Source organism: Pseudomonas trivialis, from assembly GCF_001439805.1.
GTDB lineage: Bacteria > Pseudomonadota > Gammaproteobacteria > Pseudomonadales > Pseudomonadaceae > Aquipseudomonas > Aquipseudomonas trivialis.
This window is the reverse complement of record NZ_JYLK01000016.1, coordinates 117,980-131,312: the sequence shown is the minus strand read 5'-3', so window position 1 is coordinate 131,312 and position 13,333 is coordinate 117,980. Positions and strand designations below refer to the sequence as shown.

General features: G+C 62.8%; 11 protein-coding genes. 7 read left to right on the top strand and 4 right to left on the bottom strand.

Features of this window, described 5'->3' with window-relative positions:
- The first annotated feature begins 128 nt into the window (after window positions 1-128).
- The gene (locus tag TU79_RS20725; protein WP_057009744.1) at window positions 129-2,615 is read left to right on the top strand and encodes a circularly permuted type 2 ATP-grasp protein; all 2,487 of its coding nucleotides are present in this window, start codon (window positions 129-131) and stop codon (window positions 2,613-2,615) included.
- Window positions 2,615-3,505, top strand: a complete 891-nt coding sequence (locus TU79_RS20720; RefSeq protein ID WP_057009743.1) for a transglutaminase family protein — start codon at window positions 2,615-2,617, stop codon at window positions 3,503-3,505. Before TU79_RS20725 ends, TU79_RS20720 begins: the two co-directional genes overlap by 1 nt.
- A gap of 36 nt (window positions 3,506-3,541) precedes the next feature.
- On the opposite strand, the gene TU79_RS20715 is transcribed toward TU79_RS20720, so the two are convergent.
- Window positions 3,542-3,724, bottom strand: a complete 183-nt coding sequence (locus TU79_RS20715; protein ID WP_003236202.1) for a hypothetical protein — start codon at window positions 3,722-3,724, stop codon at window positions 3,542-3,544.
- A gap of 221 nt (window positions 3,725-3,945) precedes the next feature.
- On the opposite strand from TU79_RS20715, the gene azu reads away from it, so the two are divergent.
- On the top strand, window positions 3,946-4,392 hold the full coding sequence (gene azu, locus TU79_RS20710; protein WP_057009742.1) for an azurin: 447 nt from the start codon (window positions 3,946-3,948) through the stop codon (window positions 4,390-4,392).
- Between the two features lie 136 nt (window positions 4,393-4,528).
- Here azu and nadE read toward each other — a convergent pair whose 3' ends face one another.
- From nadE to TU79_RS20695, 3 genes are all read right to left on the bottom strand, one after another.
- Entirely contained in the window at window positions 4,529-5,356 is an 828-nt protein-coding gene (gene nadE / locus TU79_RS20705) for an NAD(+) synthase (protein ID WP_057009741.1), read from the bottom strand.
- A 3-nt stretch (window positions 5,357-5,359) separates the two neighbouring features.
- On the bottom strand, window positions 5,360-6,574 hold the full coding sequence (pncB, locus tag TU79_RS20700; protein ID WP_057009740.1) for a nicotinate phosphoribosyltransferase: 1,215 nt from the start codon (window positions 6,572-6,574) through the stop codon (window positions 5,360-5,362).
- 204 nt (window positions 6,575-6,778) lie between these two features.
- Window positions 6,779-7,669 carry a LysR family transcriptional regulator gene (locus TU79_RS20695; RefSeq protein ID WP_057009739.1) on the bottom strand — a complete coding sequence of 297 codons (891 nt, stop codon included), beginning with the start codon at window positions 7,667-7,669 and terminating at the stop codon, window positions 6,779-6,781.
- A 154-nt stretch (window positions 7,670-7,823) separates the two neighbouring features.
- Here TU79_RS20695 and amaB point away from each other — a divergent pair, with 154 nt between their 5' ends.
- The 4 genes from amaB (at window position 7,824) to TU79_RS20675 (ending at window position 13,332) form a co-directional block, all read left to right on the top strand.
- Window positions 7,824-9,314, top strand: coding sequence for an L-piperidine-6-carboxylate dehydrogenase (amaB, locus tag TU79_RS20690; protein WP_057009738.1), 1,491 nt, complete (start codon window positions 7,824-7,826; stop codon window positions 9,312-9,314).
- Between the two features lie 106 nt (window positions 9,315-9,420).
- Entirely contained in the window at window positions 9,421-10,704 is a 1,284-nt protein-coding gene (amaA, locus tag TU79_RS20685; RefSeq protein WP_057009737.1) for an L-pipecolate oxidase, read from the top strand.
- 373 nt (window positions 10,705-11,077) lie between these two features.
- On the top strand, window positions 11,078-12,214 hold the full coding sequence (locus TU79_RS20680; protein WP_057009736.1) for a branched-chain amino acid ABC transporter substrate-binding protein: 1,137 nt from the start codon (window positions 11,078-11,080) through the stop codon (window positions 12,212-12,214).
- A gap of 203 nt (window positions 12,215-12,417) precedes the next feature.
- A complete protein-coding gene (locus TU79_RS20675) occupies window positions 12,418-13,332 on the top strand; it encodes an ABC transporter permease subunit (RefSeq protein ID WP_003236186.1) in 915 nt (304 codons plus the stop codon).
- Window position 13,333 lies beyond the last annotated feature (1 nt).

Genomic DNA, 13,333 nt, shown 5'->3' with positions numbered 1-13,333 from the left:
TCCCGATCGCGGTACATCAGCCGATACATAAATGACTGATCCGCCGCCATCGGGAGCAAGCCCCCTCCCACATTGGATTGCGGCAAGTTTGAATTACACTGACCCCCCTTTGCCCTGCCGAGCGTTCCATGTCCGATTTGCTCGACCGTTACCCGCTGACCGCGGGCACTTACCACGAACTGCTGGATGACAGCGGTGCCGTGCGTGCCCATTGGCGGCGCCTGCTCGACCACCTGCAACGCAGCACGCCCAACCAGTTGGCCCAGCGTCAGGCGCTGCTCACCCGGCAGATCCAGGAAAACGGCGTGACCTACAACGTCTACGCCGACCCCAAGGGCGCCGACCGCCCGTGGGAGCTGGACCTGCTGCCCCATGTGCTGGCCGCCGATGAATGGCAGCACCTGGCGGCCGGTATCGCCCAGCGTGCGCGCCTGCTCAATGCCGTGCTCGCCGACCTGTACGGCCCGCAACGCCTGATCGCCGAAGGCCTGCTGCCGGCCGAGCTGGTGTTCGGGCATAACAACTTCCTGTGGCCGTGCCAGGGCATCCAGCCGCCGGACGGCGCGTTCCTGCACCTGTACGCCGTGGACCTGGCGCGTACGCCGGATGGTCGCTGGTGGGTGACGGCCGACCGCACCCAGGCCCCCTCGGGCGCCGGCTACGCCCTGGAAAACCGCACCATCGTGTCCCGCGCCTTCCCGGACCTGTACCGCGACCTGCAAGTGCAGCACCTCACCGGTTTTTTTCGCACGCTCCAGGAAACCCTGGCGCGCCAGGCACCGAGCGACAACCAGCCGCCATTGATCGTGCTGCTCACCCCGGGGCGCTTCAACGAAAGCTATTTCGAACACCTGTACCTGGCCCGCCAGCTCGGCTACCCGCTGGTGGAAGGCGGCGACCTGACGGTGCGCGACAGCACCGTGTTTCTCAAGACCCTCAGCGGCCTGCGCCGGGTGCACGCGATCATGCGCCGCCTGGACGATGACTTCTGCGACCCGCTGGAGCTGCGCACCGACTCGGCCCTCGGCGTCCCCGGCCTGCTCGACGCCGTGCGTCAGGGCAATGTGCTGGTGGCCAATGCCCTGGGCAGCGGCGTGCTGGAGTCTCCGGGGCTGCTCGGCTTTTTGCCGAAGATCAACGAGTTCCTGTTCGGCGAAACACTGATCCTGCCGTCGATTGCCACCTGGTGGTGCGGCGAGGCGCCGGTGCTGGCCCAGGCCCTGGAGAAACTGCCCGAGTTGCTGATCAAGCCGGCGTTTCCCTCGCAGAGTTTCGCCCCGGTATTCGGCCGCGACCTCAACCCCGAACAACGCCAGGCCCTGGCCGAGCGCATGCGCGCGCGGCCCTACGCCTACGTCGCCCAGGAGCTGGCGCAATTGTCCCAGGCGCCGGTGTGGCACACCGTCGACGACCACCTGCAACACCGCGCCATCGGCATGCGCGTGTACGCCGTGGCCAGCGAAGACGGTTATCGCGTGCTGCCCGGCGGCCTTACCCGCGTGGCGGCCGATGCCGACGCCGAAGTGGTGTCGATGCAGCGCGGCGGCGCGAGCAAGGACACCTGGGTGCTCGGCGAGCGCGCCGCCGGTGGCGAGCTGTGGCGCGCACAACGCACGATTGGCGCCCATGACCTGGTGCGCCGGGACCCTTATTTGCCTTCGCGAGTGGTGGAGAACCTGTTCTGGTTCGGCCGCTATTGCGAGCGCTGCGATAACAGCGCGCGCTGGTTGCGTATCGTGCTCGCGCGCTATGTCGACGGTGACGACCCGCTGGCCTTGCAGGCGGCGGTGGAGCTGGGAGAAAACCTGCGCCTGCTGCCGGAGGAGGGCGAGTTGCCGGAGCGCCTGCTCGCGGCCTTGCTGGGAGATGACTGGCCGTCGAGCCTGCGCGCCAACCTGCAACGCTTGCAGTGGGCGGCGTCCCAGGTGCGCGGCAAGTTGTCCCGCGAAAACTGGCAGGCGCTGGTGGAGCTGCAGCGCGAAGCCATGGCGCTGGAACGCGACGCCGCGGATGTTGGCGAGTTGCTGGACTTCCTCAACCGCCTGGTGATGTCCCTGGCGGCGCTGTCCGGCTTTGCCCTGGACGACATGACCCGCGACGAAGGCTGGCGCTTTCTGATGATGGGGCGGCGCATCGAGCGCCTGCAGTTTCTGAGCAGCAGCCTGGCGGCGTTCCTGCGCGGCGTGGCGGTGTTCGATCAGGCCGGGCTTGAGTGGTTGCTGGAGCTGGGCAACAGCAGCATCACTTACCGCTCGCGCTACCTGGCGGTGCCGCAATTGATTCCTGTGCTCGACCTGTTGCTGCTCGATGAGCAGAACCCCCATGCGGTGCTGTTCCAGCTCAAACTGGTGAATCGCACCTTGCGCCGCTTGAACGATGACTTCGGCGTGCCGCGCGAAACCGGCCTCGCGCCGTTGGTGGAGCGTCTGTCGCGTTTCGACCTGGCGTGCCTGGAGAACCCGCTGTTCGGCGAACCCGGCGTGCGCGCCGCACTGAACGGTCTGGCCGACCTGTTGCAGGCGGTCGCCGATGAGAGTGGGCAAGTCTCGGATCGCCTGGCCCTGCGCCATTTTGCCCATGTGGATGATGTCAGCCAGCAAACGGTGTCGGTGTAATGAGCGCGCGCTATCAGATTTTTCACGCTACCCATTACCACTACGACAGCCCGGTGTCCCTGGCCCAGCAGTTGGCCCACCTGTGGCCTCGGCCCTGCGCCTGGCAGCGTTGCAGCTCGCAGCAACTGGACATCAGCCCCGAGCCGTCTTCGCGGCGCGATGAACTGGACGTGTTCGGCAACCCCATCACCCGCCTGGCGTTCGAGCGGCCTCACGATGAATTGCTGGTCAATGCCAGCCTGAGCGTGGAAGTGCTGGCGCGGCCGGCGCTGGATTTTCGGCAGTCGCCGGCCTGGGACCTCACCCGTGACAGCCTGGCCTACAGCAGCCAACCGCTGTCGCCGCAGCGGATCGAAGCCTGTCGCTACCGGTTCGAATCGCCCTACGTGCACCTCAAACAAACCTTCGTCGAGTTCTCCGCCAGCTGTTTCCCGCCCGGCGCGCCATTGCTGGTGGGCGCACAGGCGTTGATGGAAAAGATCTTCAGCGAGTTCACCTTCGATGCCGAGGCCACCCAGGTGGCCACGCCGCTGGTGGAAGTGCTGGAGCGTCGACGCGGCGTGTGCCAGGACTTCGCCCACCTGATGCTCGCTTGCCTGCGCTCGCGCGGTCTGCCGGCGCGCTATATCAGCGGCTACCTGCTCACCCAGCCGCCGCCCGGCCAGCCACGGCTGATCGGCGCCGACGCGTCCCACGCGTGGGTTTCGGTGTTTTGCCCGGTGTCGGGGTGGGTCGATTTTGATCCGACGAATAACGTGCAGCCGGCACTGGAGCACATCACCCTGGCCTGGGGCCGGGATTTCTCCGATGTGTCGCCGTTGCGGGGGGTGATTCTGGGAGGGGGGAGCCATGACCCGGAGGTGCGGGTGACGGTGATGCCGCTGGAATAACTGTGGCAAGCACGCTTGCCACAGCGTGGGGAATACTTATTCAGCCGGATCTTTTGGTGTTTCGCTCTCGTCGCTCGTTACTTCAGCATCTGCATCCGGGTTGACGCCGCCGGCTTCTTCATCTGCAGCGGCTTTCTTGCGTTGCAGTTTTTCCTCTTTCTTCTGTTCCTTGGCCAAGTCTCTCTGACGTTTGGCGAAGGAGTAATTAGGTTTGGCCATGGGCGATCCTCTAGGGTCGAAGGTGAGGGGGGCGGCGCGCAGCTGCCTTTGGGTCGCTATGGTAGCAGCTTAGCGGCGCGGTTGGCGGCTGGCAGATTGTGCTGATCAGTCTGATAGCCTAAAGTTGTATACAATCTGCCGGTGCAGATCATAAGAATTCGAGCCTGTCTGAGGCACCTTTTGCCTATTACGCGTTTTAAAAACTTGCCATGGAGATTCACATGTTTGCCAAAATCGTTGCTGTTTCCCTGCTGACACTGGCCAGCGGCCAATTGCTCGCAGCAGAGTGCGCGGTCACTGTTGATTCCACCGATCAGATGTCCTTCAACACCAAGGAAATCACCATCGACAAAAGCTGCAAGACCTTCACGGTGAACCTGGAACATTCGGGCAACTTGCCAAAGCAAGTCATGGGGCATAACTGGGTGCTGACCACCCAGGCCGATATGCCGGCCGTTGCCAGCGAAGGCATGGCAGTCGGTATCGACAACGGCTACCTCAAGGAAGGCGACCCGCGCATTATCGCGCACACCAAGCTTATCGGCGCGGGTGAAAAAGACTCGGTGACCTTCGATGTGTCCAAGCTGGCTGAGGGTACCGACTACGCGTTCTTCTGCTCGTTCCCGGGGCATAACTCGATGATGAAGGGCAAGGTGCTGCTCAAGTAGGGCCGCGTTATCGTTTATCGGGAGCAAGCCCCCTCCCATACTTGACCGGGTTCCAACATGGGAATGCGGGCAAATGTGGGAGGGGGCTTGCTCCCGATAGCCGTTCAGCAATCAACACGACACTTTCTGACCTGCCTCACGGCGCAAACGGCATCACTCGCTTGTGCTCGGTCTTGCGATACGTCTCGCAGATAATCCGGAACGCCTCTTCGCGCACCGGCTCACCGTGCAGGAACGCATCGATTTCGGCATAGGTCACGCCATGTGACGCTTCATCCGGCTTGCCCGGCGACAAGTCTTCCAGGTCCGCCGTCGGCACTTTCTCGACCAGCGACTCCGGCGCGCCAAAATAACGCGCAATCGCGCGCACCTGGTTTTTCACCAACCCGCTCAAGGGGGCCAGGTCGCAGGCGCCATCGCCGAACTTGGTGAAGAACCCCATCACCGCTTCCGCCGCATGGTCAGTGCCGATCACCAGGCCACCGGCCGCACCGGCGATGGTGTACTGCGCCACCATGCGCATGCGCGCTTTGGTGTTGCCCAGCACAAAATCGCGGGACGCGGCGGGCTTGTCTTCAAACGCCGACACTTCAGTGGCCAGGGCTTTCACCGCCGGGCCGATGTTCACGGTGTGGCGCTCGTGCGGGTTGATGAAGTCGACCGAAGCCTGGGCATCGAGTTCGTCGAACTGGGTTTCGTAGGGCAGGCGCACCGCGATAAAGCGATAGGCCTCGTCGCCGCTGCTGGCGCGCAGTTCCTGCATCGCGCGCTGGGCCAAAAGGCCCGCAGTGAGGGAGTCGACGCCGCCGCTGATGCCCAGCACCAGGGCCTTGAGTCCGGAATTGCGCAGGCAGTCCTGGATAAACGTTATGCGCCTGACCACTTCGGCCTCAAGGGCTGCCTGGTCGTTGAACGGCGCCTGGACCTTGAGCTGCTGCGCAATTTCACGCTGTACGGCTTGCATGGTTCACTCCTTGCTGGATAGGGCAGGTACTTTAAAAACGTGACGCAAATAGGCGACGAAATTGGGGTCGGTGCAGTGGGTCTTGCCCGCTTCATCGGAAATCTTCGCGACGGGCTGGCCATTGCAGGCAGTCATTTTAAGCACGATGCTCATCGGCTCCACCCCTGGAATGTCGCAGGTCAGGTTGGTGCCGATCCCAAAGCTCACATTGATGCGACCGCGCAGCGCACGGAATATCTCCAGCGCCTTGGGCAACGTCAGGCTGTCGGAGAACACCAGGGTCTTGCTCATCGGCTCGATGCCCAGTTTGTGATAGTGGGCGATGGCTTTTTCAGCCCATTGCACCGGGTCGCCGGAGTCGTGGCGCAGGCCGTCGAACAGCTTGGCGAAGTACAGATCGAAGTCGCCGAGGAACGCGTCGGTGGTGATGCAGTCGGTCAGGGCGATGCCGAGCAGGCCCCGGTATTCGCGCACCCAGCAGTCGAGCGCGGCGATCTGGCTGTCGATCAGGCGCGGGCCGAGTTGCTGGTGGGCCATGATCCACTCGTGGGCCATGGTGCCCAGCGGCTTCATGTCGAATTCGCGGGCCAGGTGCACGTTGCTGGTGCCCACGAAGCGCCCGGGGAAATCGTGCTTGAGCACGCTCACCACTTCTTCCTGCACGCGGTAGGAAAAGCGTCGGCGCGTGCCGAAATCCGCCACTTGCAGCTCCGCCAGCTCCTCGCTGCTCGCATGGGCGGTCAGCCAGTCGAACTTGCGATACAGCTGCTCGCGCGCCTGTTCGAGGATCACGCTCTGGTAGCGGTAGCGGTTACGCACTTCGCTGACAATCGCCAGCATCGGCACTTCAAACAGGATCACATGCAGCCACGGCCCGCGCAGGCGGATAAACAGCTCGCCGTTTTCGATACCGGTCTGCACGTAGCGCAGGTTGAAGCGAAACAGCCCGAGGAAGCGCAAAAAGTCCGGCTTCATGAAGCTGATGCGTTCCAGGAAACCCAATTGGTCGGGGCTCAGGCTCAGCTCGGCGAGACGCTCGATCTGGTAGCGGATCTCTGCCAGGTACGGACGCAGGTCCTCGCTGTTACGGCAACGAAACTCCCATTCAACTTCCACGTTCGGGTAGTTGTGCAGCACCGCCTGCATCATGGTCAGCTTGTAGAAGTCGGTGTCGAGCAGGTTCTGCACGATGCGATCGGCAAACACACTCTCGCTCATAACGGGAATCTCCAGACGGGTCGGCGATGGGCGCCGACCTTTACGCATAATTGAGGAAAGGGCTAGTGGCGCATAGACCTGTAGGGTTTTGCCAGTGATTTTTTTGGGTGAGGCCACTGGCGCTATCGGGAGCAAGCCCCCTCCCACAGTTGACCGCGTACTAGTGTGGGAGGGGGCTTGCTCCCGATAGCGGTATTCCAGGCACTAAATGACTTGCTCCATCATCCACTTTACAAATTCGCGCACCTTGGGCACCTCGGCCGAATGCTCCGGATACGCCAGGTAATACGCATCCTGACTCGGCATTGCATGCTGCCAGGGCATTACCAGCTTGCCGTCGGCCAGTTCCTCCTCCACCAGAAAGCGCGGCAGCAGCGCCACGCCACAGCCCACCTGCGCCGCGCGAATGCACATATAGAAGGTTTCAAAACGCGGCCCGTGATAGCTGTGCTCGGTATGCAAACCCAGATCGGCAAACCAGTCATGCCAGCCCTGGGGCCGCGAGGCATTTTGCAGCAGCACCAGATCGCTGAGTTGCGTGGGGTTGGTGAACGGCGTCGCGGGCAGGCTTTCCGGGGCGCACACCGGCACCAGCTCTTCGCTGAACAGCTTCAGGCTTTCGGTGCCGGGCCGTGAACCCTGACCGAAGTAGAACGCCATGTCGGCCTTGCCTTGGAGCAGATCGTCCGGTTCCTGCTCGTTGCACAGGTCCAGATGAATCTGCGGGTGACGCAAACGCCAGCCCTTGAGGCGCGGCACCAGCCAGCGCGCGCCGAACGTGTAGGGCGTGGACACCCGCAGCACTTCGGTCTCGCCGCCGTAGGAGCGCAGGTAGTGCGTGGACATCTCTACCTGCGTGAGGATCTTGCGCACTTCCACCAGGTAAAGATCCCCCGCCGGGGTCATTTGCAGGCGGCGGCGCACGCGGCGAAACAGCAGGTGTTGCAGCAACTCTTCCAACTGCGCCACCTGCTTGCTCACCGCGCTTTGCGTGAGGTTGAGTTCCTCGGCGGCGCGGGTGAAGCTCAGGTGGCGGGTGGCCGCTTCGAAGCACTGCAGAGCGGTGATCGAGGGCAAATAGCGTTTGTTCAGCACGGCACGCCTCTATTTTATTCTTTGCATGAATAAACGGAATGATATCTCGCCTAATCGTCGTTTGTTGGCAAGTGTTGGGCCAGCTACAAATAGGACCTGAATGGCCGTGGGTGTGGCGGCGCGATTTTTTGTCTGCAGATTGAAGGAGTGATCCATGGTTGCCGCATTGCTTGATCGTCTCGGCGTGAACCCGGCGCTGTACCAGGCGGGTAAACAGCCCGTGCATTCGCCGATTGATGGCAGCCGGATCGGCAGTGTGCACTGGGAAGGTGCCGCCGAGGTGGAGCAACAGGTCAGTCGTGCCGAGCATGCATTCGACGCCTGGCGCAACGTGCCGGCACCGCGTCGCGGCGAGCTGGTGCGTCAGTTTGGTGACGTGCTGCGCCAATACAAGGCCGACCTGGGCGAACTCGTGTCCTGGGAAGCCGGCAAGATCACCCAGGAAGGCCTGGGCGAAGTGCAGGAAATGATCGACATCTGCGACTTCGCCGTCGGCCTTTCGCGTCAGCTCTACGGCCTGACCATCGCCTCCGAGCGTCCCGGCCACCACATGCGTGAAACCTGGCACCCGCTGGGCGTGGTCGGCGTGATCAGCGCGTTCAACTTTCCGGTGGCCGTGTGGGCGTGGAACACCGCCCTGGCGCTGGTGTGCGGCAATGCGGTGATCTGGAAGCCGTCCGAGAAGACCCCGCTCACTGCCCTGGCCTGCCAGGCCTTGTTCGAGCGCGTGCTGAAGACCTTCGATGGCGCCCCGGAGTACCTGAGCCAGGTGATCATCGGCGGCCGTGACGCCGGTGCAGCCCTGGTGGACGACCCGCGCGTGGCGCTGATCAGCGCCACCGGCAGCACCCGCATGGGCCGCGAAGTGGCGCCCAGGGTCGCCGCACGCTTTGCCCGCAGCATCCTCGAGCTGGGCGGCAACAACGCGATGATCCTCGGCCCCAGCGCCGACCTGGACATGGCCGTACGCGCCATCCTGTTCAGCGCCGTCGGCACCGCCGGCCAGCGTTGCACCACCCTGCGCCGCCTGATCGCCCATGAGTCGGTCAAGGAGGAAATCGTCACCCGCCTCAAGGCCGCCTATGCCAAGGTGCGCATCGGCCACCCGCTGGAAGGCAACCTGATCGGCCCGCTGATCGACAAACACGGTTTCGACGCCATGCAGGACGCCCTGGAACAGGCGTTGAGCGAAGGCGGCAAGGTGTTCGGCGGCCAGCGTCAACTGGAGGATAAATTCCCCAATGCGTACTACGTGTCGCCGGCCATTGTGGAGATGCCTGAGCAGAGCGACGTGGTGTGCAGCGAAACCTTCGCGCCGATCCTTTATGTGGTCGGCTACAGCGATTTTGCCGAAGCCCTGCGCCTGAACAACGCCGTGCCCCAGGGCCTGTCGTCGTGCATCTTCACCCTTGATGTGCGCGAGGCCGAGCAATTCATGTCGGCGGTGGGCAGCGACTGCGGCATCGCCAACGTCAACATCGGCCCGAGCGGTGCGGAGATCGGTGGTGCGTTCGGCGGCGAGAAAGAGACCGGCGGTGGGCGTGAGTCGGGTTCGGATGCCTGGCGCGGGTACATGCGTCGCCAGACCAATACCGTGAACTACTCGCTGGAGCTGCCGCTGGCGCAGGGCATCACCTTCGACTGATTCCCCAAGGCGGAGCGCGGTCAATGTGGGAGGGCGCTTGCTCCCACAGTTGATCGCATTTGCACATCAAGAATGGTTGTTTGTTGGGTCTCATCGGAGTCTGGCAATGGCACTGCGCGAAGCATGTTTGTGGGAACACCTCACCCCAGGGCGGCCGGATCGCACGGCGCTCAAGGGCGAGGTCAAGGTGGATGTGTGCGTGATCGGCGCCGGCATCACCGGGTTGTCGGCAGCCATTCACCTGCTGGAGCAGGGCAAAAGCGTCGCCGTGCTCGAGGCCCATCGCACCGGCCACGGCGGGTCGGGGCGTAACGTCGGGCTGGTGAATGCCGGCCTGTGGATCCCGCCGGACGAGATCGAAGCCGGTTTCGGCGAAGCGGTGGGCAGCCAGCTCAACCGCATGCTGGGTGCGGCGCCGTCGCTGGTGTTCAGCCTGATCGACACCTACAACATCGATTGCCAACTGCGCCGCGAGGGCACCTTGCATATGGCGCACAACGCCCGTGGCGAGGCGGATTTGCGCAGTCGTGAAGAACAGTGGAAACGCCGTGGCGCGCCGGTCGAGTTGCTGACCGGCCAGGCCTGCGAACAAGCCACCGGCACTCGCAAAATTTCTGCCGCCCTGCTCGACAGGCGCGCCGGCACATTGAACCCGATGGCATACACCACGGGCCTTGCGAACGCCGCGGCCGGCCTGGGCGGGCAGATGTTCGATCATTCCCCGGTCACCCAATTGGAACGCCAGGGCGCGAACTGGTCCGTGCAGACCGCTCAGGGGTCGGTGCAGGCGGCCCAGGTGGTGATCGCCTCCAATGCCTACACCGAAGGCGAATGGACCGAGCTGCGGCGTAATTTTTTCCCCGGTTATTACTATCAGGTCGCCTCCGCCCCGCTTACCGATGACGCCGCGCGGCAAATCCTTCCCGGCGGCCAGGGATCCTGGGACACCCGCCAGGTGCTCAGCAGCATTCGCCGCGACGCCGATGGCCGCCTGCTGCTCGGCAGTCTGGGCAACGGCAACCAGAAACCGGGCTGGTTCCTCAAGGCGTGGGCTGATCGGGTGCAACAGCATTACTTCCCGTACCTCAAGTCGGTGCAGTGGGAATTCACCTGGACCGGTTGCATCGCGTTCACCCCGGATCACCTGATGCGCCTGTTCGAACCGGCGCCGGGACTGGTTGCCGTCACTGGCTACAACGGGCGCGGCGTCACCACCGGCAGTGTGGTCGGCAAGGCGTTTGCCGATTATCTGTGTCACCAGAGTCCCCAGGCCTTGCCGATTCCATTTGCGCCGATGCAGCCCGTGAATGGCGCGGGCGTGCGCAGCTGTCTGTACGAAGCGGGATTCTCGCTGTATCACGCCGGGCAATGCCTGCGCATCGTGATCTGATCAGCGACCTGGCGCGTAAAAGCCTGCCTCTTCCTGGCAGGCTTCCCATCTGTATTGGTGCAAGTCGTAGCAATCGCGCACTGTAAATGTGCAGTTCCGTTACGCCTGTTGTTACACGCGCGGCGGCTGTCGTTTGCGCGTCCGGTTGCAGGTGCCACCGCACCGGGTTGTACTTTTTTCGCTTGCGGGTTGCACCTCTCTGAGCTTGAGGGTTGCACGCACTGGCAAGTGGCGCCGAAACGCCTGCAATAACAATGACACGGTGTCTTTTTGAAGAATAAAAAAGTAATGGCACGCGGCTTGCTCTGAGCTTTCCGTGAAAGGATTGAATGCAAGTCGTCGTGCCTAAAATCAAAAATACGGAGCACCACTCATGTCTCAGACGTTTTACAAGAAAGGTTTTCTGGCCCTCGCTGTTGCAGCAGCGCTGGGTGTTTCTACGTTTGTTCAAGCTGATGTGAAGATCGGCGTGGCAGGCCCGATGACGGGCGCCAACGCTGCTTTCGGTGAGCAGTACATGAAGGGTGCCCAGGCGGCGGCCGATGTGATCAACAAGGCCGGCGGCATCAATGGCGAAAAAATTGTGCTGGTGGCCGGCGATGACGCGTGCGAGCCCAAACAGGCCGTGGCCGTGGCCAACCGTCTGGCCGACCAGGACAAAGTGATCGGCGTGGTCGGGCACTTCTGCTCCTCCAACACCATCCCGGCGTCCGAGGTGTATGACGAGGCCGGCATCATTGCGATCACGCCGGGCTCCACCAACCCGCAAGTCACCGAGCGCGGCCTGGGCGCGATGTTCCGCATGTGCGGGCGTGACGACCAGCAGGGCGTCGTCGCCGGCGACTACATCGTCGACGTGCTCAAGGGCAAGAAAGTCGCGGTCATCAACGACAAGGACACCTACGGCAAAGGCCTGGCCGACGCCACCGCCGCCCAGTTGACCAAGCGCGGCGTCAAGCCGGTGCTGGAAGAAGGCCTCACCCGTGGCGAGAAAGACTTCAGCGCCCTGGTCACCAAAATTCGCTCCACCGGCGCCGACGTCGTGTACTTCGGCGGCCTGCACCCGGAAGCCGGCCCTCTGGTGCGCCAGATCCGTGAAGCGGGCCTCAAGGACGTCAAGTTCATGTCCGATGACGGCATCGTCACCGACGAACTGGTCGCCACCGCCGGCGGCAAGCAGTACGTGGACGGCGTGTACATGACCTTCGGCGCCGACCCGCGCAAGCTGCCGGACAGCAAGACCGTCGTGGAAGAGTTCCAGAAGAGCGGCTACGAGCCGGAAGGCTACACCCTGTACGCCTACGCATCGGTCCAGGCCCTGGCGGCCGGCTTCAATGGCGCCAAGTCCAACAAGGGCGAAGACGCTGCTAAGTGGCTCAAGGCTCACCCGGTAAAAACCGTCATGGGCGAAAAAGCCTGGGATTCCAAGGGCGACCTGAAAATCTCCGACTACGTGGTTTACCAGTGGGATAAAGACGGCAAATACCACCAGTTGGAAAAACAGAAGTAAGCCTGAGCACCACTGTTCCAATGTGGGAGGGGGCTTGCTCCCGACAGCGGTATGTCAGGCAACACATGCATGACTGACCCACTGCCATCGGGGAGCAAGCCCCCTCCCACAGGAGACGGGGTTGTTATCGAGATCTGTTTTTTCCTCCAGAAGCGCTGCACACCCACCCGGTGTGCAGGTGCTCACCGCGTGAGATTTGCGTTATGGATGGTATTTTCCTGCAGCAACTGGTCAACGGCCTGACCCTCGGGTCGGTCTACGGCCTGATCGCCATCGGCTACACAATGGTCTACGGCATCATTGGCATGATCAACTTCGCCCACGGCGAGGTTTATATGATCTCCGCGTACCTCGCGGCGATCAGTCTGGCACTGCTGGCTTATTTCGGCATCGAATCCTTCCCGCTGCTCATTCTCGGGACCCTGATCTTCACCGTGGTGGTCACCGGCGTGTACGGCTGGGTGATCGAACGGGTTGCCTACAAACCGCTGCGCAACTCCACCCGACTGGCTCCGCTGATCAGCGCCATCGGGATTTCGCTGATCCTGCAGAACTACGCACAGATCGCCCAGGGCGCCAAGCAACAAGGCATCCCGACCCTGCTGGCCGGCGCCTGGCGCGTCGATATCGGCAGCGGGTTCGTGCAACTCACCTACACCAAAGTGTTCATTCTCGTGGCGGCGTTCGCCGGCATGGCCCTGCTCACCTACATCATCAAGTACACCAAGCTGGGCCGCATGTGCCGCGCGACGCAGCAAGACCGCAAGATGGCCTCCATCCTCGGTATCAACACCGACCGTGTGATCTCCTATGTCTTCGTCATCGGCGCCGCCATGGCCGCATTGGCCGGCGTGCTGATCACCCTCAACTACGGCACCTTCGACTTCTATGCCGGCTTCATCATCGGCATCAAGGCGTTTACCGCAGCGGTGCTCGGCGGCATCGGCTCCCTGCCTGGGGCGATGCTCGGCGGGATTATCCTCGGAATTTCCGAGTCGCTGTTCTCCGGGTTGATCAACTCCGACTACAAAGACGTGTTCAGTTTCTCCCTGCTGGTGGTGATTCTGATTTTCCGTCCCCAGGGCCTGCTGGGTCGCCCACTCGTGGCTAAGGTGTAAA

What these genes read in the sequence shown, in the direction of transcription:
- TU79_RS20725 (WP_057009744.1), top strand. Translation starts at nt 129, where the DNA reads ATGTCCGATTTGCTCGACCGTTACCCGCTGACCGCGGGCACTTACCAC.
- TU79_RS20720 (WP_057009743.1), top strand. Translation starts at nt 2,615, where the DNA reads ATGAGCGCGCGCTATCAGATTTTTCACGCTACCCATTACCACTACGAC.
- TU79_RS20715 (WP_003236202.1), bottom strand. Translation starts at nt 3,724, where the DNA reads ATGGCCAAACCTAATTACTCCTTCGCCAAACGTCAGAGAGACTTGGCC.
- azu (WP_057009742.1), top strand. Translation starts at nt 3,946, where the DNA reads ATGTTTGCCAAAATCGTTGCTGTTTCCCTGCTGACACTGGCCAGCGGC.
- nadE (WP_057009741.1), bottom strand. Translation starts at nt 5,356, where the DNA reads ATGCAAGCCGTACAGCGTGAAATTGCGCAGCAGCTCAAGGTCCAGGCG.
- pncB (WP_057009740.1), bottom strand. Translation starts at nt 6,574, where the DNA reads ATGAGCGAGAGTGTGTTTGCCGATCGCATCGTGCAGAACCTGCTCGAC.
- amaB (WP_057009738.1), top strand. Translation starts at nt 7,824, where the DNA reads ATGGTTGCCGCATTGCTTGATCGTCTCGGCGTGAACCCGGCGCTGTAC.
- amaA (WP_057009737.1), top strand. Translation starts at nt 9,421, where the DNA reads ATGGCACTGCGCGAAGCATGTTTGTGGGAACACCTCACCCCAGGGCGG.
- TU79_RS20680 (WP_057009736.1), top strand. Translation starts at nt 11,078, where the DNA reads ATGTCTCAGACGTTTTACAAGAAAGGTTTTCTGGCCCTCGCTGTTGCA.
- TU79_RS20675 (WP_003236186.1), top strand. Translation starts at nt 12,418, where the DNA reads ATGGATGGTATTTTCCTGCAGCAACTGGTCAACGGCCTGACCCTCGGG.